Genomic DNA, 25,124 nt, shown 5'->3' with positions numbered 1-25,124 from the left:
ATTCGAATTGCTTTCCGGTGCCGGTCGAGGAACGTGCCCGAGGAATTCGTCGGACTCCAGTTCCACCCTTGTCCACGACTCGAGAGTTACCGCTCGCGAGGAGCGGGAACGTCGTTGAGGGAGTGAGTATTACGGGTATCGCGTAGGCGATTACCCGGTTACTTCCGGATGCAAAATCACTGTAGCACCTTTGAAGTCCACGGCCAGCATGAGCGCCTGCCACGGTGTTTCGGCGTGTCGGGAAACGAGTTCCGCGGCCGTCAGGCGCTGGCTCGGATCGCTTCCGAGCACGAGGAGCGAGGGTCCCGCGCCCGACACCACCGCGGCCAGGCCGTGTTCGCGCAGCATCGTGATCAGGCCATTCGTCTCCGGCATCGCTGCCGCACGATAGTCCTGGTGCAGGCGGTCCTCGGTGGCCGCGAGCAGCAGCTCCGGGCTCTGGATGAGGGCGGCGATCAGCAGCGCCGAACGCGACACGTTGAAGATCGCATCCTCGTGCGGCACCGACTCCGGCTGCAGGCTGCGGGCGAGGGCCGTGGACATCGTGGCCTCGGGCACGAACACCAGCGGCGAGACACCGCGGTGCACCATGAGCTTCTTGTGCTGCGGTCCCTCGGGTGTCACCCAGGCGATCGTCAGACCGCCGAAGAGAGCCGGCGCGACGTTGTCGGGATGGCCCTCCATCTCGGTGGCGAGCCGCAGCAGATTGTTGGCGTCGATATCGACGATGCCCTCGAGAAGGCCCTTCGCCGCCATGATCCCCGACACGATGGCCGCACCCGACGATCCCATGCCCCGACCGTGCGGGATGGAGTTGCGCGCCACCAGGTGAACACCCGGCATCGGTACGCCGACGGCGGCGAAGGTGTGCGCGATGGCGGTGACGACGAGATTCGTCTCGTCGGTCGGGACCTCGCCCTCCCCCACGCCGTGGACCTCGACGGTCGCGCCGGGCTCGTCCCGCACGGTCACGTCGAGTTCGTCGTACAGCGCGAGGGCTAGGCCGAGCGTGTCGAACCCCGGGCCGAGATTCGCCGTCGTGGCGGGCACCTTCACGTGCACCGATCGCCCGGCGAGGATGGCGGGGCTCTCCGTGGCGATCGTCACCGTTCTGCGCCCAGGCCGAGCACGCTGGCCACCTCGGCGGTGTCCACCGGGACGATCTTCGGGGCGACCTCGCTGCCGTCGGCCGCGCGAAGAGCCCACTGCGGGTCCTTCAGGCCGTGCCCGGTAACCGTGAGCACCACGGTGGCGCCGGCCGGGATCGCACCCGCGTCGGAGCGCTCGAGCAGGCCCGCGACGCTGATCGCCGATGCGGGCTCCACGAAGATGCCGACCTCGGCGGAGAGGATGCGGTGGGCCTCGAGGATCTGCGCGTCGGGGATCGCACCGAAATAACCGTCCGTCGACTGACGGGCTTCGATGGCGAACTTCCACGACGCGGGGTTGCCGATGCGGATGGCGCTGGCGATGGTGTCGGGGTTCCGCACGATCTCGCCGTTCACGATCGGGGCGCTCCCCGCCGCCTGGAAGCCGAACATGCGGGGCAGTCTGGTGCTGTTGCCCGCCGCGAGGTCCTCGGTGTAGCCGCGCGTGTACGCGGTGTAGTTGCCGGCGTTCCCCACCGGGATGAAGTGGAAGTCCGGGGCGTCGCCGAGCACTTCGACGACCTCGAAGGCGCCGGTCTTCTGGCCCTCGATGCGGTCCGGGTTGACCGAGTTCACGAGGTGCACCGGGTAGTTCTCCGCGAGGTCCCGAGCGATGTCGAGGCAGTCGTCGAAGTTGCCCTGCACCTGCAGCAGCTCCGCGTTGTGCGCGATCGCCTGGCTGAGCTTGCCCATGGCGATCTTGCCCTCGGGCACGAGCACGGCGGCCGTGATGCCCGCGTGCGTGGCGTAGGCCGCCGCCGACGCGGAGGTGTTGCCGGTGGAGGCGCAGATGACGGCTTTCGCCCCGTGCTCGACGGCCTTGGAGATCGCCATCGTCATACCGCGGTCCTTGAACGAGCCGGTGGGGTTCATTCCTTCGTACTTGACCCACACCTTCGCCCCGGTGCGCGCCGACAGGGCGGGCGCGGGAATGAGGGGCGTGCCGCCCTCGCCGAGAGTGACGATCGGTGTCGCATCCGAAATGTTCAGGCGGTCGGCGTATTCGCGGAGGACTCCGCGCCACTGGTGGGCCATCAGGCTCCTTCTACTCGGAGGACACTCGTCACGGCCGCCACCACATCGCTCGCCGCCACGGCGGCGACGGTTGCGGCCAGTGCGGCCTCGGTGGCAGCGTGCGTGCCAATGACAAGGGTAGCGGTGGGCGAGTCGGCGACCACGCCGCCGGGCCCGTGGTGTCGCACGGTCTGCTCCAGCGCTTCGACCGAGACGCCGTGCTCGCTGAAGATGCGCGCAATGGCGGCGAGCACGCCGGGCTGGTCCGTGACCTGCAGGGCGATCTGGTACCGGGTGGTGATGCTCCCGATGGGCAGCACGGGCAGGTTGGCGTGGGTCGATTCCGCCACGCCGGGCCCACCGACGACATGCCGTCGCGCGGCCGAGACCAGGTCGCCGAGCACGGCCGAGGCCGTCTCGATGCCGCCCGCGCCCGCGCCGTAGAACATGAGGCTTCCCGCGGCCTCCGCCTCGACGAACACCGCGTTGTTCGCGCCGTGCACCGCGGCGAGCGGGTGATCGCGGTCGACGAGGGCGGGGTAGACGCGAGCGGACACGCCGTCGGCGCCGGTGTCCGGGTCGACGAGGCGCTCGCAGATCGCCAGAAGCTTCACCACGTATCCGGCCTTCCGGGCGGCGTCGATCTCGGCGCTCGTCAGCTTCGTGATGCCCTCGCGGTGCACGGCCTCGACGGGCACGGTGGTGTGGAAGGCGAGGCTCGCGAGGATGGCGGCCTTCTGCGCGGCGTCGTAGCCCTCGATGTCGGCGGTGGGATCGGCCTCGGCGTAGCCCAGCTCCGTGGCGACGGCGAGCGCCTCGTCGAGTCCCACGCTCTCCCGGTCCATGCGGTCGAGGATGAAGTTGGTGGTGCCGTTCACGATGCCGAGGATGCGCTGGACCCGGTCTCCCGCGAGGCTGTCCCGCAGCGGCCGGATGATCGGAATGGCCCCGGCGACGGCGGCTTCGTAGTACAGCTGGGCGCCGACCTGCTCGGCGGCGTCGAACAGCTCCGGCCCGTGGTTGGCGAGCATCGCCTTGTTCGCGGTGATCACGTCGGCGCCCGAGCGGATGGCCTGCAGCACGTAGCTGCGCGCCGGCTCCAGGCCGCCCATCAGTTCGATCACGATGTCCGAACCGAGGATGAGCGACTCGGCGTCCGTGGTGAACAGATGCTTCGGCAGTTCCGCGGTGCGCACCGCGTCGACGTCGCGCACGGCGATGCCGACCAGCTCGAGGCTCGCTCCGACGCGCTGGGCGAGCTCGTCGCCGTGCTCGAGCAGCAGGGTAGCCACCTGAGCGCCCACGGAACCGGCGCCGAGCAGGGCGACCCGCAGATTTCGGTATTCGATCATGAGGCGTCCTTCGCAGAGGTCGCACCCGGTGCCGTTCGGGCATCCTGTGCCGACGTCGCGGGGGGCGACGCTGCAGCGCGGGTGTCGGAGGTGATGCCGAGGTCGCGGGACAGCAGATCCTGCTCGGTCTCGCCGCGCACGATGGCGCGGGCGACGCCGTCCCGCACCGCGACGACGGGCGGGCGGGTCAGATAGTTGTAGTTGCTCGCGAGCGACCAGCAGTACGCGCCGGTGGCGGGGACCGCGGCGAGATCACCCGGTGCCACATCGCCCGGCAGGTAGTCGGCGTGCACCACGATGTCGCCGCTCTCGCAGTGCTTGCCCGCGATGCGCACGAGAACCGGCTCGACATCGGACGAGCGGTTGGCGAGACGCACCGAGTAGTCCGCTCCGTACAGGGCGGGGCGCACGTTGTCACTCATCCCGCCGTCGACGCTCACGTACTTGCGTACGGCGGTCGGGGCGGGCGCCGGATCTGCGACGACGCCGGATGCGGCCGGAAGCGTCACCTCGACGTCCTTGATCATCCCCACGGTGTAGAGGGTGGTGGTGGAGGGACCGATGATGGACCGGCCGGGCTCCACGGCGACCACGGGCACGGGGATACCGAGCGCGGCGCACTCCGACCGCACGATGTCCGCGAACCTCGCGGCGATGTGCTCGATGGGAGCGGGGGTGTCGACCGAGGTGTAGGCGATCCCGAACCCGCCGCCGAGGTTGAGCTCCGGCACCGGGCCCGACGACAGCAGGCGCGCGTGCACGCCGAGCAACCGGGCAGCGGCCTCCACGAAGCCGTCGGTGTCGAAGATCTGGGAGCCGATGTGCGAGTGCAGGCCGAGGAAGTCGAGCGAGTCGTGCGACCGGATGCGGGCGACCGCGTCCTCGACCTCGGAAAGCGGCACACCGAACTTCTGATCCTCGCGGGCGGTGGCGAGGTACTCGTGGGTGCTCGCGTGCACGCCGCTGTTCACGCGCAGGCGCACCGCCTGCCGCACCCCGTGCCGGGCTGCGACCTCGGCCACCCGGTTGATCTCGAGCAGGCTGTCGAGCACGATCGTCCCGATGCCGACCGACACCGCGCGGTCGAGTTCGGCCAACGACTTGTTGTTGCCGTGCAGCACCAGGCGCGTGGCATCGACCCCGGCAGCGAGCGTGACGGCGAGCTCTCCGCCGCTGGCGACATCGATGTTGAGCCCCGCTTCGGTCACCCAGCGCGCCACCTCGGTGCAGAGGAACGCCTTCGCCGCGTAGTACACGCGGGCCGACGACCCGACTCGCTCGAACTCCCGGACGAACGAGGTCGCCGCGCGTTCCGCGCGCTCCCGCACGTCGGCCTCGTCGATCACGAAGACGGGGGTGCCGAACTCGGCCGCCAGCGCGGATGCCGGCACACCGGCGATCTCGAGCTCACCGCTCACGGCCCGGACCGCGTTCCGGGACCACACCGGCGCGGGCAGCGCATTGGCGTCGTCGGGAGCACGTAGCCAGTCGGGAGCAAGGGGGCTGTCGAACACGGATTCCCTCGAGTTTCGGGGCGGGTAAGGCAACCGGGACGCGAACGGTCCGGCAGGGCCGATGGACTATCTGTCCCGGCGATTCTAGCGAAGGGCGACCTGCCGCCCGCGCCAGATGACGCCGGGCACGACGGGACCCGGACGGCGCAAGCGGTTTCGGCGCTCGTGCAATCGGCCCGCGGAGTGGGGCGTCGCCTCCCGCGATGCGGATCGCTAGGTTGAAGATCTGCCGACGGTGCCCGGCCGTCCCCCCACCGAGAGGAATTCATGTCCTACCCACCGCAGAACCAGCCATACCCGGCGAACGGTCAGCCCGGCCGCCCGGCGGAGAACCCCGGCAAGGTGTGGGGAATCGTCGGTTTCATCCTCGCCTTCTTCCCGTTCCTGTCGATCGTGGGCGTCATCCTCAGCATCGTCGGACTGGTGAAATCCCGGAAGGCAGGCCACAAGAACGGTCTGGCCATCGCCGGCATCATCATCGGCATCCTCGTCACCATCGGTACCGTCCTACTGACGATCGCCATCGTCGCGCTCACGGGTGCGAGTGTCGAGCTTCTCGAGCTGTGCCAGAACCGGCCGGGTGAGACCGTCACGTTCCAGGGCCAGCCCTTCGAGTGCCCGCAGCTGCAGCCCACGCAGTAGCCCTCGCGGACCGACATCCGGATCAGCCGTCCGAGCACGACCCTGGGGACGCGAGGGTCTGCTCGGACAGCACGAGGTCGGTGGCCGCGAAGGTGGCGACGAGCCGGCCGGTCGTCACCTCGAGCCCGGTGAGCGTCACGCCCTGCGGCAGGAACTGCGCCACGCACAGGGGTACGGCGAACCTGCTGAGGTTGTCGCCGAGCACGCCGCCGATGTTCAGCCCGCCCGGGACCGACGTCAGCTCGGCATCCGTCGGCGTGAGGATCACCGTATCCCCGTCGATGCGCGGCTCGGCGGTCACGTCGTAGTCGAGGTCGAAGCCGAGAACGCGGAAGCTGCTGGCATAACCGACCGCGCCGTTGCCGAGGCGGATCTCCGCCGGAACGTTGGTCAGGCCGGACTCCGCGACGAGGTCGTTGACGGCATCCTCGGAGAGCCGGACGGTCCCCACCATCTTCTCGATCGACTGCGACCGGTCGACCGGAACCCCGGTGGCCACGGCGCGGAAGCCGACGGGAACCCCGTTGACGGCGAGGTCGGGGGCGGCGAGGTCGACCCGGTCGAGACTGCCGCGGAGATACTGCAGCAGAAACAGTCCTCCACCCACGTCGACCGCGAGGTCACCGGTGACCCCGCTCGGCAGTCCGTCCCGGATCTCCGCGCGGATCCGCTCCTCGGCGTACGACCGCAGGGAGGCATCGGCGACGAACACGGCGACGACCAGCAGCAGCACGAGCACACCGACCACGATCACCGCGATGAGCGCGCGGCGGCGACGGCGCGGTGCGCGCGCGGTCGCTGCTGCGGGAGCCACTTACATCCGATCCGGCGCGGACACGCCGAGCAGGCCGAGGCCGTTCCGGATGACGGTGCCCACTGCGTCGTTCAGCCACAGGCGCGTGCGGTGCAGGTCGGTGACCGGCTCCTCGCCCAGCGGGGTGACCCGGCAGTTGTCGTACCAGCGGTGATAGGCGCCCGCGAGCTGCTCCACGTAACGCGCAACGCGGTGCGGCTCGCGCAGCTCCGCGGCCTGAGCGACGATGCGGGGAAACTCCTGCAACACCCCGAGCAGGACGGACTCCGTCTCGTGCGTGAGCAGGTCGGGCGCGAACGCGCTGCGATCCACACCCACCCCGGCGGCGTTGCGGGCGACGGAGCGAGTGCGGGCATGCGCGTACTGCACGTAGAAGACGGGGTTGTCGTTGGTGCGGCGCTGCAGCACCTCGAGGTCGATGTCGAGACGGGAGTCGGCCGACGACCGCACGAGAGCGTAGCGGGCGGCATCCACGCCCACGGCGTCGACGAGATCGTCGAGGGTGAGGATGGTGCCCGCACGCTTGCTCATGCGGAGCGGCTGCCCGTCGCGCATGAGGTTGACCATCTGGCCGATGAGGATCTGGAGGTTCACGTTCGGCACGTCACCGAACGCCTCCGCCATCGCCATCATCCGGCCCACGTAGCCGTGGTGATCGGCGCCCAGCATGATGATGTTCTGCTCGAAACCGCGCTCGCGCTTGTCGAGGTAGTACCCGAGGTCGCCGGAGATGTAGGCGGGCTCTCCGGTGCTGCGGATGATCACCCGGTCGCGGTCGTCGCCGAACTGGGTGGTGCGCAGCCAGATGGCGCCGTCCTCCTCGAAGACGTGACCGAGAGCGCGCAGACGCTCGATGGCGCGTTCCACCGCGCCGGACTTGTGCAGCGAGTCCTCGTGGAAGTACACGTCGAAGTCCACGCCGAAGTCGTGCAGCTTCTGCTTGATCTCGCCGAACATCAGGTCGACGCCGATCGAGCGGAACACCTCCTGGGCATCGTCGCGGCTGAGCGACGCGAGGTCTCCGTCGTAGAGCTCCACGACCCGGGCGGCGATGTCGGAGATGTACGCGCCGCCGTAGCCGTCCTCGGGTGTCGGCTCGCCGAGATGGCTGGCGAGGAGGCTGCGGGCGAAGCGGTCGATCTGCGAACCGTGGTCGTTGAAGTAGTACTCGCGGGTGACGAGGCCGCCCTGCGCGATGAGGATCCGCGCGAGGCTGTCTCCGACCGCGGCCCAGCGCACTCCGCCGATGTGGATGGGACCGGTGGGGTTGGCCGACACGAACTCGAGGTTGATGGTCACGCCGTCGAACATCGTTCCGGTGCCGAACGACGCGCCCGAATCGACGATGGTCTTCGCGAGCTGGCCGGCGGTCGCCGCCTCCAGGCGGATGTTGATGAATCCCGGTCCCGCGACGTCGACGGAGGCGACTCCGGGTAGGCCGGCGATGTCGGATGCGACGTCGGCGGCGAACTCGCGGGGGTTCATGCCGAGCGGCTTCGCGAGCTTCATGGCGATGTTGGTGGCCCAGTCGCCGTGGTCGCGGTTCTTCGGGCGTTCGAGCACCACATCGGCGGCGGTGATCGAGAGGGCGGCATCGGGTGCGCGCCGGACCGCCGCGGCCGCCACGAGGTCGAAGATGGCGGAGGAAAGGTTTGCGGCAGTCACGGCACACAAGCCTACCGTCCGTCGCGGGGCATCCTTCGGCGGGGAAAGGCGCCGGTATCCTGAACCGATGCTGCGATCGTCGACTCCCTTCCCGCACCGCGCACGACGAAGCGGACCGCTCGTCGCCGCCGCCGCGATCGCCGGTCTCTCCCTCGCCGGCTGCACGCCGGACGCAGCGCCTCCCGAGCCCGAGACGCCCGCGGCCTCCGCTCCCGCCACGCCGTCGCCGAGTGACACCGCCGAGCCGACGCCCGCCACGAGCCCGACCCCGACGTCCGCGACTCCGACCCCGACGTCCGCTCCCACGAGCGTGCCGGTGACCGTCGACTGCGCCGCGGTGCTGCCGAGCCAGACGCTGTACGACTTCAACCCCAACGTCGGCGTGCAGAGCGACTACACCCCCGCCGAGGGAACGCTCCCCGCTGTGCTGGTCGACGAGCAGAACGGTGCGGCCTGCGGCTTCGTCAACCAGACGAGCGGGGAGCAGATCGAGTTCGCGGTCGCCCACCTGCTGCCCGAGGAGGCGCAGCGACGCAAGGATGCCCTCGTGGTGGGGAACGACCCGGTGCCCATCTATGCGGGCGACGAGGGATACTTCGCACTCATCGATGGCGTCGGCCAGGCGCAGGTGTTCGCGGGTGACTACTGGATCGTGGGTCGGTCGACCGCGTTCTACGAGCCGGGCGATCACGCCGCACTCGTGAGCAGCGTGGTCGAGAACGTGGTGGCGCTGCAGCCGTAACCGGAACGGCAGCCGAACGCTACGCGGCGGCGGCGTCGCTCCGGGCGGCGGGAGCGGTCGCTGCCGCCAGCTCGTATTCCGCACCGGCCGCGAGGGCGCGCGCCAGCACGTCGAGAAGGGCGGGCAACTGCTCGGCCGGGGACTGCGCGTCCTCCGGGTGCCACTGCACGCCGAGGATGTCGGCGGTGTCGTGCTCGACGGCCTCGATCACGCCGTCCGGGGCGGTCGCCACCACGGACAGGCCGCTGCCGAGGCGATCGATCGCCTGGTGATGCGCGCTGCGGACCGTCGTGGACGTGCCGAGCGCGGCGGCGAGGGTGCTGGCCGGATCGATCTCCACGTCGTGATCGTGCATGACCTCGGTGATCGGAACACCGACATTCCGGTGCAGGTCGCCCGCCTCGAGGTGCTGGTGCAGCGTGCCGCCGAGTGCCACGTTGATGATCTGGGCGCCCCGGCAGATACCGAGGAGCGGCGTGCCCCTGTGGAGGGCGCGGGTGACGAGAGCGATCTGCCCGTCGTCGGCGCTCGGAAAGTGGGTCGACTCCCCCGGATACCCGGTGGATCCGCCGTACAACTCCGGCGAGACATCCTCTCCGCCCATGATGACGACCGCGTCGGCGTCCGCCGTCGCGTCGAGCAGGGCGTGCACACCGACATCGGCTGCCGCGACACGGACTACGTCCCAGCCGGCGTCGCCCGCCATCGCCCACACGCGTCCGTTCAGCACCTGAACGAGCGCGTTGTACGCTTCGTTCTCCGGTCGGTGGCGGGTCACCTGCACGACGGCGAGGCGACGGGGGCGTGGTGCGCTCATGAGTCCATTGTGCGGACGACCGGGCGATCGCCGCGCGCCGCACCGTAACGGGACGACACAGAACGCGCTCGGAACGAACGCGCCGACCTCCGCCGCGTTTCCGACGGGCGTCTCAGCGCGCCACCACGAGGGCGGTCTTCTCGATGCGGGCACCGGTGAGCATGCCGCGGATGTCCTCGATCACGTCCTCCACCTGGCCGGCGGCGCACGTGCCGGAGATCTCCACGAGATCCACCGCATTCGGCCGGGAGACCACGGTCATCGCCGTCACGATCGCGAGGCTGCCGGCTTGCGGATGCGTGTACTCGCCCTCCGCGGCGAACCCCGCAGCGCCGAGCACCTGCCTGCGCTCCTCGGTGTGCTGCTCGTACTCGGGCAGCGTCGCGAGCTTGGCATGCAGCTGCTGCACGGCGGAGTCCAGCGTGAATGCCGCATCCATCCGCTTCACGGTCGCCACGACGTTGGGGCGGAACTCCCCCGGCGGCATGATGCGCACGACAGCCAGGTGCACGCCGGCGCCGGCCAGGGGCTCCCACCCGTCGGGATAGTCGAGGGAGATCCCCACGGAGGGCGGGAAAGCGTCGCTGGGGTTGGTCACGCGGCCGGACATGCGGTGCCTTTCGGTTCGGAGGTCGTGCTGAACGGAACAGTGGGCTCTACGGCCACAGCATTCGTCGTTCCCATCCGCCGGACGGGGACGACGTGTATTGAAGACGCTTCTGCTCGCTGTGGCGTGCCGCCTGCCAGAACTCCACCATCAACGGCTGCACGAAGTAACTGCGCCAGGTCTCCGGCACGAAATTCGGGTTCACGGAGATGAACTCCTTCGCGCTCGCGACGGCCCGGTCCACCTCGTCGACGGGCGGCATCGGGGCGCTCTGGTCCCCTGCGAGAACGGTGGCGCGCGCCGCCGGGTGCCGGGCGAGGAAGTCCCGCTCGCTCACCTCACGGTCGCCGTGGAACACCGGACCCGAAATGCGCACCTGTCTGCCCTGCTCGCGCCAGTAGAACATCAGTGCCGCGCGCGGATTCGCCTCGAGCTCGACGCCCTTGGGGCTGTCGCTCATCGCCGCGAACCACACGGCGCCGGGTTCGTCCTCCACGGTGGGCGTCACATCCTTGAGCAGCAGCGTGCGTGCGGACGGATGACCGCTCGGGTCGGACGTGGCGAGCACCATGGTGTGCGGCTGACTCACCTCGGCGTCGAGAGCCGCGGTCAGCCACTCGAGGAAGAGGTCGATCGGGTCATCGGGCACGGCATCCGTGTCGAACGGCGGAAGGTCGTCCCCGAACACGGGAAGTGTGCGGAGCCTGTCGCGCAGGGTCTGTTCGTCGGCCATTCTCCCAGCCTACGGCGGCCCTTCCCCACGGGTCGGATCGCGTTCCACGGTGTCTGCTCCCGCGTGCGTTCGTGGGTCGCCGGCCGGTGCTAACCTGAGTACGCGTTTTCGCGCACCCTGGCCCCCATAGCTCAGGGGATAGAGCACTGCCCTCCGGAGGCAGGGGCGCAAGTTCGAATCTTGCTGGGGGCACCACAGACTGTGATTCCGGGCCGGTCGCCCGTCACGAGCCGTCGGGCCCGTGGAGCACCCGGTAGCGCAGCAGCACGACGCCGCTGGTGAATCGTCTCTCCTCGACCAGCTCCAAATGCGCCCGGAACCCGTCGGGCAGGAACTTGGTGCCGCCTCCCACCGTGACGGGGAAGACGTAAGCGGCGACCTCGCTGACGAGTCCGCCCCGCAGCGCGAGCCCGCCGACACCCGCGCCGCCGATGGATAGATCCTCCTCCGAGGACTCGAGCAGGCGACGGACCGCATCCGGGTCGAAGCGACGCTCGATCCGGGTCCGCTCGGTCGACACGGTGTCGAGTGTTCGGGAGTACACCACCTTCCGGGCTCGCGCCCATATTCCCGCGAAGTCGCGGTGGGGCGCCGTGGCGTCGGGTTCGGTCGGCATCGTCTCCCACGCCGCCATCACCTCGTACATGCGGCGCCCGTAGAGATAGGTGCCGGTCGGGCGCTCCGAGTCGTTGATCGCCGCGTGAACCTCCTCGTCGGGCATCGCCCAGCCGAAGTCGCCTCCCGCGTCGGACGAATAGCCGTCGAGGGAGATGAGGCCGGAGTAGCGAAGCTGCCCCATCGTTCCCCCTCGCTTCCGGTTGCGCTGGTCGGGTGCCCCACGGGCTCGCTGCCCGCGACCGTGCGGTAGCAGAACACTAGTGCGACCACGGTGGCACCCCCGCGTGTCGTGCATACCACCGCGCCCTCCGCGCCCCTGTGAACTCGGTCTCCTCCCTTACCGCACCTGGTGCACCCGGTTAGGCTGAAAATTCAGCAATCGCAGCACGTGTACGAGGGAGATCGATAGATGGGTAGAGCGGCCGCAGTCATGATCGGGATCCTCCTCGGATCTCACGGGTTCGCCGGGCTCTTCATCGAAGGCGAGCACATGCTCGGTGTCTTCAACGTGGACATCCTGATGGATGCGGTGTATCTGCTCAGCGCTCTCGCACTCCTCGTCGTCGGCCTGACGCAGAGCTCGGCTGCCGCCCTCCGGGGAACGCTCGGTGCGGTCGCGGCGGTTCTCATCGGCATCGGCCTGCTCGGGCTGCTCGACCGGGAGCTGTTCGGCGCCGCGCCGACCGGCTTCATGGGCCCCGACTTCCTCTTCTTCTTCGGTGTCGGTGCCGCGGCGGGCTTCAGCGCTCTCCTCCCCCGCATCACTGAGCCACTCACGACCGGCGGCACGGCGATCAACTAGGCGCTACTGAGCCAGCGGCGCGGCACCGTACTCGTATGCTCCGATGTCGATGATGCCGTTCACGAAGCGGCTGAGGCCGTCCGCATCCGTGATCGATCCGACGCGGGTGCCCCTGTCGATGGCCGGGGAACCGATTCGCAGCCGGTAGTCGCCCGCCGACGGGTCGACGAACAGCGGATCCTTGTTCTTGACGATCGACCAGTGCCCGACCGTCGGATCCGGTGCCGCGAAGACCAGGTTGTGCGTCTGCGTGGCGGTGGCGGAGTCGAGCGCGGCGGTGGACGTCGTCGTGATGCCGGTGAGGATGTTGTTGCGGATCTCACCCGAGGCGCCCGCGCCGCGGAAGACGACTCCGGATGCCGCGGCGCCGTCGAACCCGGCGAAGGTGTTGCTGTACACCCTGAGCTTCGGGATTCCGGTGCCGGCGGTGCCCGCGACCACGCCGTCGGACTCGAAGCCCGCGAAGACGTTGTTGCGCACCGACCAGTCGGAGATGAGCGAGCCGGTGCCGCTCGGTGCGGTGCCGTCGAGCGCCAAACCCCGTGAGAACCATCCGGTGAAGACATTGTTCTCCACCAGGACGTTGGTAGCCGGAATGCCGGTCGCGCCGATGGCGGTCACCATGTCCACCCGCGCGCCGCCCGCTTCCGAGGCGACCGAGCCGGACGCACGGTTCCCGCGGAGCACCACGTCGGCACCGACCACCGCGAAGGCGTCGCCCGGTGCGTCGATGCTGCCGTGCGTGTTGATCCGCACGACCTCGTTGGCTTCGACCACCGCACGATCGGCGATGCGCACGCCACCCGCACTGTTGTAGACGCGGTTGCCGATGGCGCGGCCATCCGACGCGACACCGGCCGCGAAGTCGATGCCCCAGCCGGCGAAGGTGTCGACGTCGAGGTTCGTGAGGGACACGAAGGGCGCCTGCACGGTCACCCCGGCGGTGGGCGTGGCGATGCCTCCCGGCGCGAGACCCGTCACGGTCAGGTTCTCCACCGAGACGTGGGGCGCGGCCACCGTGAGGGTACCGACGAGGATGGACTGCGGGCTGTCCGCGCTGAGAACGATCGGCGCGTCCGCGGTGCCCGGGTTGCGCAGCTGCACGTTCTCCACGTATCGACCGGCGCGCACCAGCACGCGCTCCCCCGGTGCCGCGGCGTCGACGGCCGCCTGGATCGAGTCGTATTCGGCCCGCGTCACCGTGTTGAGCACGGGCGGACGTACGACGATGTACTCGTGTGCGCCGATGTCCGGCTTGGCGGTACTTCGATTGATCCCCAGCACATCGGTTCTCAGCCCGAGCTCGACTCCGGCATCCACGGCCGGTGATCCGTCACGCAGACGGAAGTCCTTCTTGCTCACGTCGAAGAACAGCGGATCCTTGCCCACGATGTCCGAGGCCAGGGCGACCACGGGTGCGGGTGCCGAGAAGACGAGGTTATTGCCTGCCGAGAGCCTGGTGCCGTCGCTCGCGAAGTAGCTCGCGGCCGTCACGCCGGTGATGATGTTGTTCTTCACCTCGCCGAAGCCGTTGATGCCGACCATTCCGACGCCGTTGTGGCTGCCCGCCGGGTTGCCGACGAACGTGTTGTTGTGCACCTTGAGGTTGGGGATGCCTCCGCCCGGCTTCCCCGCGAGGATGCCCCACGACTCGAATCCCTCGAAGATGTTGTTCTTGACGGTCCAGTCGGAGATGTACGAGGTGCCCGAGCCGCCGAAGGCGTCGTTCTCGAGCATCAGACCCTGGTGGAACCAACCGGTGAAGAGGTTCTTCTCGATGACGACGTTCTTGGTCGGAACCTTCACGTCGTCCCAGGACTGCACCATGTCGGTGTGCGCCCTGTAGATCTCGCTCTTCGAGGTGCCGTGCACTACGTTCCGGCGGATGATCACGTTCGAACCGAACACCCGGAACGCATCGCCCGGCATGCTGGCGTCGCCGTGCACGTTGATGCGCTCGATCTCGTTCTCCTCGATCAGTGCGCCGTCACCGATCTGGATTCCGCCCGCGGTGTTGTAGATGTGGTTGTGCCCGGCGTACCCCCGGGCGGAGATCTTCGACTCGAAGCGGATGCCGAATCCGCGGAAGTTGTCGATCGCGAGGTCGGAGACGCGGACGTCGGTGGCCCGCACGGTCACCGCGTGTGCCGCGGTCGTGCCGCCCGCGGGGGTCAGCCCGGTGAGGGTCAGCCCCGAGATGCTGGTGTAGGGAGCGGCCAGAGTGGCCGTACCGGCCAGGACCGCGCCGTTGCCCGCGGCGGTCACCTCGATCGGCGATCCCGATGCGCCCGGCGCTGCCAGCACGATGTTCTCGGCGTAGCGTCCGTCGTTCACCACCACGCGGTCGCCCGGCACCGTCGCGGCGTCGATCGCGGACTGGATGCTGGGATACGTGCCGGGTCGAGCGGCCGTGTCGACGACCAGGGTGCGCGGACCGGTGACGTCGAGCGTCGCGAGGGCGGGTGACGTCGCCGCCAGGGCGGGCGATGTCGCCGCGAGAGCGGGTGATGTCGCCGCCAGAGGTGCGAGAAGTGCTACGCCCACTCCCGCCGCCAGAATCGACTGTCGAATGCCTGAAAAATTGCGCGCCACTTCGTCCCCCCAGAGAAGTGCCCGGCCTAGTTGCCGGACGTCGGATGATGTGCGGGCCTCGCCCCCCGGCGCAACCGCACTCTTCGATGGTTGTTTATCTCGTCCGGCGTCGAATAGTCCCCCGTACGGGATTCGCCGTCCCCAGTACGGGTGGGCGCGTCGGGGTCTGCGTGCGGCTGCTCGAGCGCGTGAGTGAGTGCGTGCGTCAGTGCGTGAGTGCGTGAGCCTCCGGCTCCATCACCCGCCGCACGGGACAACCGGTAGTACGGTTCGATCATGTCTTTCAACGATGACGCCCGCATCGACAGCAGCAAGGTGCGGCGCCGCGGTCGCGGTCGAGGTCGCACCACAGGGATCGCCGCCGGTGGAGGTGGTATCGCCGTGCTGGCCGTCTTCCTGATCGCCCAATTCACCGGTGTCGACCTCTCGGGTCTGGTGAGCGATCCCGGAATGGGCGGCGGAGGCGCATCCGAGCAGATCGTCTCGGAGGAGATTCAGGGGTGCGAGACCGGTGCCGACGCCAACGAGGACATCGACTGCCGCATGGCCGGCGCGGCCGATTCGCTCGACCGGTACTGGTCGACGGAGGCCGCCGCCCTCGGCATCACCGATTACGTGACCCCCGACTTCTGGTTGTTCTCCGACGCCACGAACACCGGGTGCGGATCGGCCACGAGCGCGTCTGGCCCGTTCTACTGCCCGCCGGAGCAGGCGCTCTACGTGGACACCGTGTTCTACGACCAGCTGAGGAGCTCGTACGGCGCCAGCGGCGGTCCGCTCGCGCAGATGTACGTGGTGGGGCACGAGTGGGGCCATCACATCCAGCAGTTGAGCGGGGCCTTCGAGCGCGCCGACCGAAGCGACACCGGCCCGGGGTCCGACACCATCCGCTTGGAGGTGCAGGCGGACTGCTACGCGGGTGCGTGGGTCGGCGCGGCCTCCACCATCGCGGATGACACGGGAACCACCTTCCTGGAGCCGGTCACGCCGGCGCAGGTGGCCGATGCTCTCGATGCGGCTGCGGCAGTGGGCGACGATCGGATTCAGCAGGCGAGCGGATCGGAGGTCGACTCCGACACGTGGACGCACGGCTCCGCGGAGCAGCGTCAGCGGTGGTTCGAGGCCGGGCGCACCGGTGGTTCGACCGCCTGCGACACCTTCGCGGTCCCCGCGGCGCAGCTCTAACCGCACCACCACGCGCCTGCGGCGCTCGCGGTCCCCGCGGTGCGGTGCGCGTCCCTGGGGTGCGCGGTCCCTGCGCCTGCCGAAGGGGACGCCCCCCCACGGTCCCTGAGCCTGTCGAAGGGACGCACCCCCCCACGGTTACGCGCTCACGGTCCCTGAGCCTGTCGAAGGGACGCACCCTCACGGTCCCTGACCCTGTCGAAGGGACGGCACCCCGCACGGTCCCTGAGCCCGTCGAAGGGACGCACCCTGCCCACGGTCCCTGAAGTCCGTCGAAGGGACACAAGCCGTCACGGTCCCTGAGCCTGTCGAAGGGACGCACCCCGTTCTCGACCCCCCTGTGCAGAAGGACTTATCCCCATTCGCACACACCTCTTGAGACACGTGTTCGATAGTGGGACAATAGGTGGTATGGAACTCCTCTCCACCCGACTCCGCACCGCAGCGGATACGGTCGCCGTCCTCGGCGACTGCGCGGCCGATGTCGCGGTGCCGCAGGACGGGGAGTTGCGGGGTGCGCAGGACCGGGTCACGGTCCTGCGCCAGTGCGTGGACCGGTACGCGGCCCTGATCGCGGGAGAGATCGCGCACCGGTCCCGGCCGGAGGCGGGGCATGGTGGGATGGCGCAGAGCGCGGGTTTTGTGTCGCCGGAGGCGATGATCCAGTCGATCGGCAAGCTGTCCCGTCCCGAAGCCGTCAAGCTCGTGCAGTTGGGCACGATCATCGCCGAAACAGAAGCAGCAGTGACCCTCACCGCGAGATCAGTGGAGGCGGGTGCAGGTTCTGCCGATGGGGAAGACACATCGGCTGAAGCCGGCACCTCCAACGCCCAGATGCCACCACCGTGGCAGGCGCCACTCGTCGCCGCACTCGCGGACGGGACACTGTCGTCGGACTGCTTCCACGCAATCCAGCGGGCCCTCGGCGACGTCGGCCCCGGAGTCCCGGCCACCGCACTCACCACCGCGTGCGAGGAACTCCTCGAGGCCGCGGCGGGGTTGAGTCCGGACCAGTTGTTCCGGAAGGCACGGAACCTCCGCGACGAGCTCGACCGTGACGGCATCGCACGGCGCGAGAAGCAACGCCGCGACGACCGGACGTTGCGCACCTGGTGGGACAGTGCCGGCATGTACTGCGGAAAGTTCCGCCTCGCACCCGAAGAAGGCACCATCGTCGCCGGCGCCATCGACCAAATCCTCTCCCCCCGCCGGGGCGGCCCGAGGATGGTCGACCCGGAAGAGAAGGCCGCCGCCGACACGCTCCTGAACGACGAACGGTCCACGGAGCAGATCGCCGCCGATGCGCTCGTCGAGATGATCCGCCTCGCCGTCGACGCGGACCCCGGCACCATCTTCAGGACCCACCGCCCCGCCGTGAGGGTCATCATCACCGACGCGCACCTGCACAACCGTGCAGGCCACGGACGGATCGAAGGACACCCCGACCCCGTCTCCTTCCGCACGGTGGAACGGCACCTCTGCGACACCGGAGCAATAGCCGTCGGATTCGACGACACCGGACAGTGCGTCAACGTCGGACGGGCCCGCCGGTTCTTCACCCCAAGACAACGCGTCGGGATGGCCGTTCGCGACGGCGGATGCCGGTTCCCGTCCTGCGACCGGCCACCATCCTGGGGCGAAGCACACCACATCAACCCGTGGAAGAAAGAACACGGAAAAACCGACATCGCCGACGGGGTCCTCCTCTGCCGAAGACACCACCTCCTCCTCCACGACAACCACTGGAAGATCCTCCGCCACGACGGCGACTACTGGCTCAGACCACCCCAAACCGTAGACCCGACACAAACGTTGCTCCCGATGCCGAGCCGAAACCCCGACATCCACACCATCCAAACCCAACATCAAACCCAACGGCAACGCACATGACGACCGGCCAGGCTCAGGAAAAGAGCGGGCGGACTCCCCGAACGCCCGGGAACGAACCGCCCCAGCGACCGCAGGCCCCCGGGCAGTCAGTCACGGACCAGTCAGCTGCCGGTGGGGCGCGGGACCGGTATGCCCTCACTCGGCTGTACCACCACGAAGCCGGGGCCATGGAACGCCAACTGGAACGCCTCGCCGGAACCACCGCGCAGCATCGATCGCATGTTCATCGAGTTGTGCACCTGCGGCGTGAGATTGCCCGACCAGCACACCACGGCCTGAGCATCAACGAACGTGGGCTGCACGCTGCAGTCGAGAATGAGCGGCTCCCCCTCGCAGCAGATCGCCGCCATGCCCTGTCCCTCGAGGAGCAGGTTGAAGAGGCCACCACTCACCATGCCGGCTCCCTGCACGCGCCGGATGTCCCACGAGATCGAGGCATCCATCGCCAGCAGGTTCTTACTGGAAACCGAGATCGCATCTCCCTCGAGCTGGAGGAGGAAGATGTTGTTCGCCTGCCGCGCGAAGAAGACCTCACCGGTGCCGGAGACACGCATCATCGGCGCATCCTCGCTGGTGAGCATCTTTTTCATCAACTTGCCGATGCTGCCCGCACCCTCGTGATGGAACGCGACCTGACCCTGAAACGCCACCATGGCGCCCTTCGTGGCGATGACATCCTCGCCGAGCACGGTCCGCAGCATGCGAGTCGACTGCAGAGCCCACCGCTCGGATGTCTGCTTCTCCTGGTTCTGCTCGCTGAAGAGTGCGCTGCGCATGGTTCCCTCTCGATTCGGATTCGGATGCATCTCGACCGGACGCGAATACTCCGACCGAATGGGAGCGTATCGATTGGGCTGATGCGTAGCAATGGATTCGTACTCCGGGCGTATGAACGGCATGCACCTCGACCGCGCACACGACATGAACACCCGCAACCGGCGAAGGACCGATCGGCACACCTCGCACCGTACGCATCGGGTGCGCCAGCACGTACTACGCCGGGACGGGCTCGCCTCGGGAACAGGTGCCTACGTGGCGCGGCTCCTGCCGCGGAAGCGACGACCCGTGACGGACGCCGGGTCGATACGGATGTAGTTCCACTTGGCGGTCGGGCTCTCCGATTCGAGCTCGAGCACGCCAGACGCCTCGATGTCGGAGTCGGACCCCAGCCGTCGCGCGGTTCCCTTGACGACGACGCTCCACCGCAGACCCTCAGCGGTCCCGTCGGCCTCGTAGGCGACCGACGGCCGCTCGGTGATATCGATCATCTTCGAGCCGGGCGCGCTCCGCAGGAAGATCGCCTGGTCGCGCACCACGTAGTTCATCGGGAAGACGTCGACGCCGGAGTCGGTGGCGACAGCCAATCGGCCCAGGTCGGACGACCTCAGCAGATCCCAACAGGCATCCTCGGTGAGCTGCTCGACCAGGCTGGCGGCTGCGGGGTCGGGCTCGATCTCGGCGGGTATCCCGGACCGTCGATCGGCGCGGGCGGCGTGATCGGTGTGATCTGCGGCGTCGCCGCCAAGGGCATTGGCATCGGCATCGGCATCGGCATTCATGGCACGTCCTCTCGGTGTTGCCCTACTGGCGACCCGCACGCGTTCGTGCGACTACGCCGTGTTGAGGGGCAGACGAAGCGTGTCGGCATGCGACTCGCGCAGCAGATCGGCGAAGTCACCAGCACTCATCGGCCGGGAGTAGAGGTAGCCCTGAGCCGAGTCGCAACCCATGCGCGCGATAGCTTCCCGCTGACGGGCGGTCTCCACCCCCTCCACGGTCACGCTGATGCCACGGATATGGGCCAACTCGGTCACGGCGGAAATGATCGCCCCACCGACGGGCGCCTCGTCGATCTCGGCGATGATCTCGGTGTCGATCTTCACGACATCGACCGGATAGTCCCGGAGGTACCCGGGCGACGACGTGCCGGTGCCGAAGTCGTCGAGCGCCAGCCGCACACCGATGCGCTTGAGACGCGACAGCACCGAACGCGCGTACTCGCTGTCTTCGAGGAAGATCCCCTCACTCACCTCGAGCGTCAGCGCACCGGGGTCGGCACCGGCGCGACGCAGCGTCTCCTCCAGCCTGGCCGGGAAGCCGGGCGACAGCAGCTGCCGGGTGGAGATGTTCACGGCGAGGTCGAGTCGGCGTTCGGGCGCCTCGAGCAGCCAGCCGGCACGGTCGAAGATGCTCCGCCGCAAGACCCAGTCACCGAGGTCGTGGATGAGCGAGCTCTCCTCGGCGAGCGCGACAGCGAGGGGGGCGGGCATCGGCCCGCGGTCGGGATGCCGCCACCGCAGCAGAGCCTCGACCCCCGTCACCGTGCCGTCGGCCACGCACACGATGGGCTGGTAGGCCAGCGTCAGAGCGTTCTTCTGCACCGCGGTTCGCAGGTCTTGCTGCAATTCGGCTCGATCGGCGTCGCGGATGGCACCGCGGAGGTCCAGCACCACCTGCGACCCCACCCGGCTTCGCTTCGCCTGGTACATCGCGAAGTCGGCATCGGCGATGAGTTGAGACCCGACACTGTCGGCGCTGCCAGTGAACGCGATGCCGACTGCCGCGGTCACCGGAATCTGCACGGGCTCGGCCCGCACGGGGCTCGTCACCCGGAACGGCTCGGAGAAGGCCCCGAGCACGCGCTCCGCGATCCGGTGCACCACATCGGCATCGCCCACGTCCTCGCACAGGATCACGAACTGATCGCCACTCATCCGGGAGAGTGTGTCTCCCGGGCGAAGGAGCGGCCGGATGCGATGGGCGACCGCCACAAGCAGGGCGTCTCCCGCCCAGTGCCCGTATTTGTCGTTGACGAAACGGAATCCGTCGAGGTCGACGAGCAGCACCGCGGCCTGCGCGTTCGACCGACGAGAACGCTGCCCGGCGTGTTCGATCCGTTGCAGCAGCAGCACACGATTCGGCAGACCGGTGAGCGCGTCATGCAGCGAACTCGTTCTGAACAGTTCGTCGCCCTCGCGGTACGTCTCCCGCTCTCGAGCGTTCACGAGGTAGGCGGACGTCACGTCGGCCAGCGTCTTCGCCGCCGACGTCGCCCACGGCTCGAGCGGCCCCGGAGTGTCCCGGAACAGATCGATCGTGCCCAGCCACTCGGAGCGGTGGCCGAGCGGGAAGGAGAACACCGCCGCCACACCCTCCGCGGCCGCGGCAACACCGAACTCACCGAACATCTGGTCCTCGGCGAGATCCGGTGCATGCACCGCCCCGCCCGTCTCGATCACCATGGCGGCGGGTCCCTGCCCGCTCTCGTTCTGGAGCTCGGCCAGTCGCCGTGCAGGAGCATCGGTCGCGGACACGGATCTCGCGAGGGCGGGGTCGGATCGGGCGTTGAGGGTCACGGCTGCGGAGGTCACCGGCAGCAACTCCACGACACGATCGAGCAGCATGTCCACGATGGCGTGCGGGGGCAGGTCGGTCATCGACCGTGCGAAGTCGGCGAGCACCCCGGCCATCGGCTCGTTATTGTCCACCGCGACCTCCCCTGTTCCGAACCCGGTTCCTCTGCGAGGCGCACCCACAGTTCGAACGTCGATGGGAGCGCACGATGGCACGATTCAGCCGGGGTCCTGGGCACCTTCAGCCTCACTCTATTGCCTCCCGGTGAGGCGGGGCGAGACCGGGGCGGGGTTCGAAGCAAACTGATCAGGATGACTCCCGTCGCGTCACCGGACGAAGCCCGGGCGTCGCTAGCCTTGCACGGTGAAGCTGCACCCCGACGAGGTCGATATCGACGAAACGATGGTCGCCCGGCTCGTCGCGCGGCAGATGCCGCAGTTGCAGGGTCTGCCCATTCGGGAGGTGCGCTCCACCGGCACCGTGAATGCGATCTACCGCATCGGCGACGCGGTGTACGCCCGATTCCCGCGGGTCCACACCTACGTGGAGTCTCTCGAACGCGAGTGGCACTGGCTCCCCCGGCTCGCGCCTCACCTGCCCCTCCGCGTGCCGAGACCGATGCACCTCGGTCGACCGGATGCCGGTTACCCGTTCGTCTGGGCCGTTTTCGACTGGATAGAGGGTGAGCCCTACGCCGAGCGGGACAGCGGGGTAGCTGGTGCAGTAGCAGGTGCGGTAGCAGGTGCGGTAGCAGGCAAGGAGGCAGGCGTCGACGACGAACAGGACGGTGCGGTCAAGCCGCAGAACGGTGGAGTCGACCCGCGGGTTGGTGGACCCGACGAACGGGACGGTGCGGTCAAGCCGCAGAACGGTGGAGTCGACCCGCGGGGCGGTGGACCCGACGCGCGGGACGGTGCGGTCGACGGCGAGGGGACCGGCGTAGTCGATGAACGGGAGGCCGCACGCTCGCTCGCACGCTTCGTGTCCGCTCTGCGAGGGATACCCGCAGCGGACGGGCCCCCGGCCGGACGCCCACCGCTGCGCGACCTCGACGCGGGACTGCGTCCCACCCTCCGTTCGGCACCCCACGACGTGAACGTGGCGGCGGCGCTCACCGTGTGGGAGGACGCACTGCAGGCGCCCGCGTGGAGCGGAGCCCCGGTGTGGATCCACGCCGACCTCCTGCGCCCCAATCTCCTGGTCCGGGCCGGCCGACTCGAGTCCGTTCTCGACTTCGGAAGCGCCGGTGTCGGCGATCCGGCCACCGACGTGATCGCCGCGTGGGCGGTGTTTGGACCGGAGGGGCGCGACGAGTATCGCCGGTTCCTCGACGTGGACGACGACACCTGGCGTCGCGCCCGAGGCATCGCCCTGCAGCAGGCAGCGGCGATCATTCCCTACTACCGGGACAGCAACCCGGCGTTCGTCGCCCTGGCCAAACGCACCGTCGACCAGGTCATCGACGACTTCGCTTCCTGACGACGCGATCGCCGGGTACGGTGGGCGCATTGAGGCCGTCGCAGTCCTCGTGCGCTGCACGTGAGCAGTCGGTCAAATTCGCCGTAATGGTGCGGAGGAGAATTCGATGGCGCAATTCCGTGGGGTACGACCGGATCGAACGAAGAGGCGGGCCCGCATCGCGGCAGTACTCGCCGCCGCGCTGGCGGCAATACTGTCCCTTCCCGCGGTGGGGGTGGCCGCGCACGAGGGCGATCGACGTGGCTCTGGTGGCGCCCATCCCGGGTCCTACAGCAATCCGCTGGAACCCGTCGTGCCCGGTGACGGCGTCGTGGAGAGCTGCGCCGACCCCATCGTGCTCCGTGGTCAGCAGCCGGGCGACTCCACCTGGTACATGTACTGCACCACCGACCCGCTGAACGACGAGGATGTCGACGCGGCCGGCGAGCTGGTCTTCCACCGGATTCCGACGATGACCTCCGAGGACCTCGTGAACTGGACCTACGTCGGCGACGCGTTCACCGACGTGCCGAGCTGGGCCGACCCGACCGCCGCCCTGTGGGCGCCGGACGTGGTCTACTCCTCCACGTTCGACCAGTACTACATGCTCTTCGTGGTGACCAACACCGCTGCATCCGTCAGCGGCGTCGATGACTGCGGCACCGACAGCGCCATCGGCGTCGCGACGAGCGACAGCCCGGTGGGGCCGTGGGAGTTCTCCGACACCCCCGTGGTCGCCCCGCGACAGAACGGCGAGGGCTGCGACTTCCTCTGGACGTACGACCCGGACGTGCTCGGCGACACGGTCACCGACACCGGCGTGCTCTACTACGGCAGCTACTACGGCGGCATCTACGGCAGCGACCTCGAGCTCACCGCGACGGGTGCCACGGCGAACACGGCCGACGCCACGATGATCGCGATCGACAACAAGTACGAGGGCGCCAACGTCATCTACCGCGACGGCTACTACTATCTCTTCGCCTCGGCCACCAACTGCTGCAACGGAGCCCTGACCGGGTACAGCGTGTTCGTCGGACGTTCGACGGATCCGCTCGGCCCGTTCGTCGACGCCGAGGGCAACTCGTTCGTCGACGCGCAGGCCGGCGGCACCCCCTTCCTCACCATGAACGGCAACCGCTGGGTGGGCACCGGGCACAACACCGTATTCGAGGACGCCGCGGGCGACTGGTGGACGATCTACCACGCCGTCGACCAGCAGGACCCGTTCTTCGAGACGGCGGTCGGCTTCACGAAACGGCCCGCTCTGCTCGACGCCATCGACTGGGTGGACGGCTGGCCCACCGTGAACGGCGGGTACGGTCCGTCCGACTCCCGCATGCCCGCGCCCGCGGGTCAGGAGGGCGAGGCGTCCCGGCACGAGACCCGACTGGCACCCGTTCCGGTACCGCACAAGGTGCTCGCCGGATACTCCGACGAGTTCTCGTCCGTAGCACTGGACGACGACTGGACCTGGGAGTGGCCGGGCGACGACGCGGCACCCGCTCCGGAGATTCCCGGCAACGCGGTGTCCGACGGCGTCCTCACGGTCGATGTCCAAGCCGGCGACCTGTACGTCGACGTCGACAACGCGTGGGTGCTCCAGCGCGATGCCCCGCGTGCGAGATTTTTGGTGGAGACCAAGGTGCGCGTGAGCGTGCCCGACGAGGGATGCTGCTTCAACTTCGCTCAGGCCGGGATTCTCGTCTACGGCGACGAGGACAACTACGTCAAGCTCACCAACACCTCGATCTTCAACACCAGGCAGACGGAATTCGCCAAGGAGATCTCGCCCGTTCCCGAGGGATGGGCTCGCTACGGCAACACCATCGTCGGACCGCCGTCGGAGGAGTGGACGTACCTGCGCATCGTGGTCGACCGGCTGACCGGTGGGGAGCGCCGGGCCGCGGGCGGAGACACGCACAGCTACACCGCCTACACGAGCCAGGACGGCGAGCGGTGGGTGCGAGGCGGCACGTGGACCCACACGCTCGGCGATGACCCGCGCATCGCCCTCGCCGCGTTCGGACTGCAGGATGCCAGCCAGGCGTTCACCGCAGAGTTCGACTACGTGCGGGTCGCCACGGTCAAGGAACGCCGCATGCGCTGACGCTCCGCACGGCCGAGGGCCGGTGACCCGAATGGGTCGCCGGCCCCTGCCGTCTGCTCACGCCCCG

The 25,124-nt window shown here is 68.8% G+C and carries 21 protein-coding genes and 1 tRNA gene; 8 read left to right on the top strand and 14 right to left on the bottom strand.

What is annotated here, in order from left to right; all coding sequences use genetic code 11:
• Positions 1-150: 150 nt before the first annotated feature.
• The 4 genes from thrB to lysA are packed head-to-tail and all read right to left on the bottom strand — an operon-like array spanning position 151 to position 5,028.
• Positions 151-1,107, bottom strand: coding sequence for a homoserine kinase (gene thrB / locus EY822_RS11830; RefSeq protein WP_227497245.1), 957 nt, complete (start codon positions 1,105-1,107; stop codon positions 151-153).
• A complete protein-coding gene (gene thrC, locus EY822_RS11825; RefSeq protein WP_150308435.1) occupies positions 1,104-2,183 on the bottom strand; it encodes a threonine synthase in 1,080 nt (359 codons plus the stop codon). Before thrC ends, thrB begins: the two co-directional genes overlap by 4 nt.
• Positions 2,183-3,514, bottom strand: a complete 1,332-nt coding sequence (locus EY822_RS11820; protein ID WP_150308434.1) for a homoserine dehydrogenase — start codon at positions 3,512-3,514, stop codon at positions 2,183-2,185. Before EY822_RS11820 ends, thrC begins: the two co-directional genes overlap by 1 nt.
• Positions 3,511-5,028 carry a diaminopimelate decarboxylase gene (gene lysA, locus EY822_RS11815; RefSeq protein WP_150308433.1) on the bottom strand — a complete coding sequence of 506 codons (1,518 nt, stop codon included), beginning with the start codon at positions 5,026-5,028 and terminating at the stop codon, positions 3,511-3,513. Before lysA ends, EY822_RS11820 begins: the two co-directional genes overlap by 4 nt.
• A gap of 267 nt (positions 5,029-5,295) precedes the next feature.
• On the opposite strand from lysA, the gene EY822_RS11810 reads away from it, so the two are divergent.
• Positions 5,296-5,670 carry a hypothetical protein gene (locus tag EY822_RS11810; RefSeq protein WP_150308432.1) on the top strand — a complete coding sequence of 125 codons (375 nt, stop codon included), beginning with the start codon at positions 5,296-5,298 and terminating at the stop codon, positions 5,668-5,670.
• 22 nt (positions 5,671-5,692) lie between these two features.
• Here EY822_RS11810 and EY822_RS11805 read toward each other — a convergent pair whose 3' ends face one another.
• Both EY822_RS11805 and argS read right to left on the bottom strand, forming a co-directional pair.
• A complete protein-coding gene (locus EY822_RS11805) occupies positions 5,693-6,484 on the bottom strand; it encodes an LmeA family phospholipid-binding protein (RefSeq protein WP_150308431.1) in 792 nt (263 codons plus the stop codon).
• Positions 6,485-8,149, bottom strand: coding sequence for an arginine--tRNA ligase (argS, locus tag EY822_RS11800; protein WP_150308430.1), 1,665 nt, complete (start codon positions 8,147-8,149; stop codon positions 6,485-6,487).
• 67 nt (positions 8,150-8,216) lie between these two features.
• Here argS and EY822_RS11795 point away from each other — a divergent pair, with 67 nt between their 5' ends.
• Complete coding sequence (locus EY822_RS11795; protein ID WP_150308429.1) at positions 8,217-8,891, top strand: iron ABC transporter ATP-binding protein; 675 nt, start codon at positions 8,217-8,219, stop codon at positions 8,889-8,891.
• Between the two features lie 19 nt (positions 8,892-8,910).
• Here the strand turns inward: EY822_RS11795 and EY822_RS11790 are convergent, their stop codons facing one another.
• The 3 genes from EY822_RS11790 to EY822_RS11780 all read right to left on the bottom strand — a co-directional run bounded on the left by EY822_RS11790 (position 8,911) and on the right by EY822_RS11780 (position 11,048).
• Positions 8,911-9,708, bottom strand: a complete 798-nt coding sequence (locus tag EY822_RS11790) for a gamma-glutamyl-gamma-aminobutyrate hydrolase family protein (RefSeq protein ID WP_150308428.1) — start codon at positions 9,706-9,708, stop codon at positions 8,911-8,913.
• A 112-nt stretch (positions 9,709-9,820) separates the two neighbouring features.
• On the bottom strand, positions 9,821-10,318 hold the full coding sequence (locus EY822_RS11785) for an LpqN/LpqT family lipoprotein (protein ID WP_150308427.1): 498 nt from the start codon (positions 10,316-10,318) through the stop codon (positions 9,821-9,823).
• A 46-nt stretch (positions 10,319-10,364) separates the two neighbouring features.
• Complete coding sequence (locus EY822_RS11780; RefSeq protein ID WP_150308426.1) at positions 10,365-11,048, bottom strand: pyridoxine/pyridoxamine 5'-phosphate oxidase; 684 nt, start codon at positions 11,046-11,048, stop codon at positions 10,365-10,367.
• A gap of 120 nt (positions 11,049-11,168) precedes the next feature.
• Here EY822_RS11780 and EY822_RS11775 point away from each other — a divergent pair.
• Positions 11,169-11,243, top strand: a tRNA-Arg gene (locus EY822_RS11775).
• 28 nt (positions 11,244-11,271) lie between these two features.
• On the opposite strand, the gene EY822_RS11770 is transcribed toward EY822_RS11775, so the two are convergent.
• Complete coding sequence (locus EY822_RS11770; RefSeq protein WP_150308425.1) at positions 11,272-11,847, bottom strand: dihydrofolate reductase family protein; 576 nt, start codon at positions 11,845-11,847, stop codon at positions 11,272-11,274.
• A gap of 228 nt (positions 11,848-12,075) precedes the next feature.
• Here EY822_RS11770 and EY822_RS11765 point away from each other — a divergent pair, with 228 nt between their 5' ends.
• Positions 12,076-12,468, top strand: a complete 393-nt coding sequence (locus EY822_RS11765) for a hypothetical protein (RefSeq protein ID WP_150308424.1) — start codon at positions 12,076-12,078, stop codon at positions 12,466-12,468.
• A 3-nt stretch (positions 12,469-12,471) separates the two neighbouring features.
• Here EY822_RS11765 and EY822_RS11760 read toward each other — a convergent pair whose 3' ends face one another.
• On the bottom strand, positions 12,472-15,012 hold the full coding sequence (locus tag EY822_RS11760; RefSeq protein WP_227497244.1) for a choice-of-anchor Q domain-containing protein: 2,541 nt from the start codon (positions 15,010-15,012) through the stop codon (positions 12,472-12,474).
• Between the two features lie 324 nt (positions 15,013-15,336).
• On the opposite strand from EY822_RS11760, the gene ypfJ reads away from it, so the two are divergent.
• The gene (ypfJ, locus tag EY822_RS11755) at positions 15,337-16,245 is read left to right on the top strand and encodes a KPN_02809 family neutral zinc metallopeptidase (RefSeq protein WP_150308422.1); all 909 of its coding nucleotides are present in this window, start codon (positions 15,337-15,339) and stop codon (positions 16,243-16,245) included.
• A 411-nt stretch (positions 16,246-16,656) separates the two neighbouring features.
• Positions 16,657-18,135, top strand: a complete 1,479-nt coding sequence (locus tag EY822_RS11750; RefSeq protein WP_150308421.1) for an HNH endonuclease signature motif containing protein — start codon at positions 16,657-16,659, stop codon at positions 18,133-18,135.
• Positions 18,136-18,236: 101 nt separating this feature from the next.
• Here the strand turns inward: EY822_RS11750 and EY822_RS11745 are convergent, their stop codons facing one another.
• The 3 genes from EY822_RS11745 to EY822_RS11735 form a co-directional block, all read right to left on the bottom strand.
• Positions 18,237-18,911, bottom strand: coding sequence for an AIM24 family protein (locus EY822_RS11745; protein WP_150308420.1), 675 nt, complete (start codon positions 18,909-18,911; stop codon positions 18,237-18,239).
• Positions 18,912-19,163: 252 nt separating this feature from the next.
• Complete coding sequence (locus EY822_RS11740; protein WP_150308419.1) at positions 19,164-19,694, bottom strand: pyridoxamine 5'-phosphate oxidase family protein; 531 nt, start codon at positions 19,692-19,694, stop codon at positions 19,164-19,166.
• A 51-nt stretch (positions 19,695-19,745) separates the two neighbouring features.
• Positions 19,746-21,623, bottom strand: a complete 1,878-nt coding sequence (locus EY822_RS11735) for a putative bifunctional diguanylate cyclase/phosphodiesterase (protein WP_150308418.1) — start codon at positions 21,621-21,623, stop codon at positions 19,746-19,748.
• A gap of 229 nt (positions 21,624-21,852) precedes the next feature.
• On the opposite strand from EY822_RS11735, the gene EY822_RS11730 reads away from it, so the two are divergent.
• Positions 21,853-22,968 carry an aminoglycoside phosphotransferase family protein gene (locus EY822_RS11730; protein ID WP_150308417.1) on the top strand — a complete coding sequence of 372 codons (1,116 nt, stop codon included), beginning with the start codon at positions 21,853-21,855 and terminating at the stop codon, positions 22,966-22,968.
• Between the two features lie 106 nt (positions 22,969-23,074).
• On the top strand, positions 23,075-25,057 hold the full coding sequence (locus tag EY822_RS11725; RefSeq protein ID WP_150308416.1) for a family 43 glycosylhydrolase: 1,983 nt from the start codon (positions 23,075-23,077) through the stop codon (positions 25,055-25,057).
• Positions 25,058-25,124 lie beyond the last annotated feature (67 nt).

The organism is Planctomonas psychrotolerans (assembly GCF_008642235.1).
Taxonomy (GTDB): Bacteria; Actinomycetota; Actinomycetes; order Actinomycetales; family Microbacteriaceae; genus Planctomonas; species Planctomonas psychrotolerans.
Note: the sequence above shows the minus strand (reverse complement) of the source record. Positions and strands in the feature narration are given on the sequence as shown.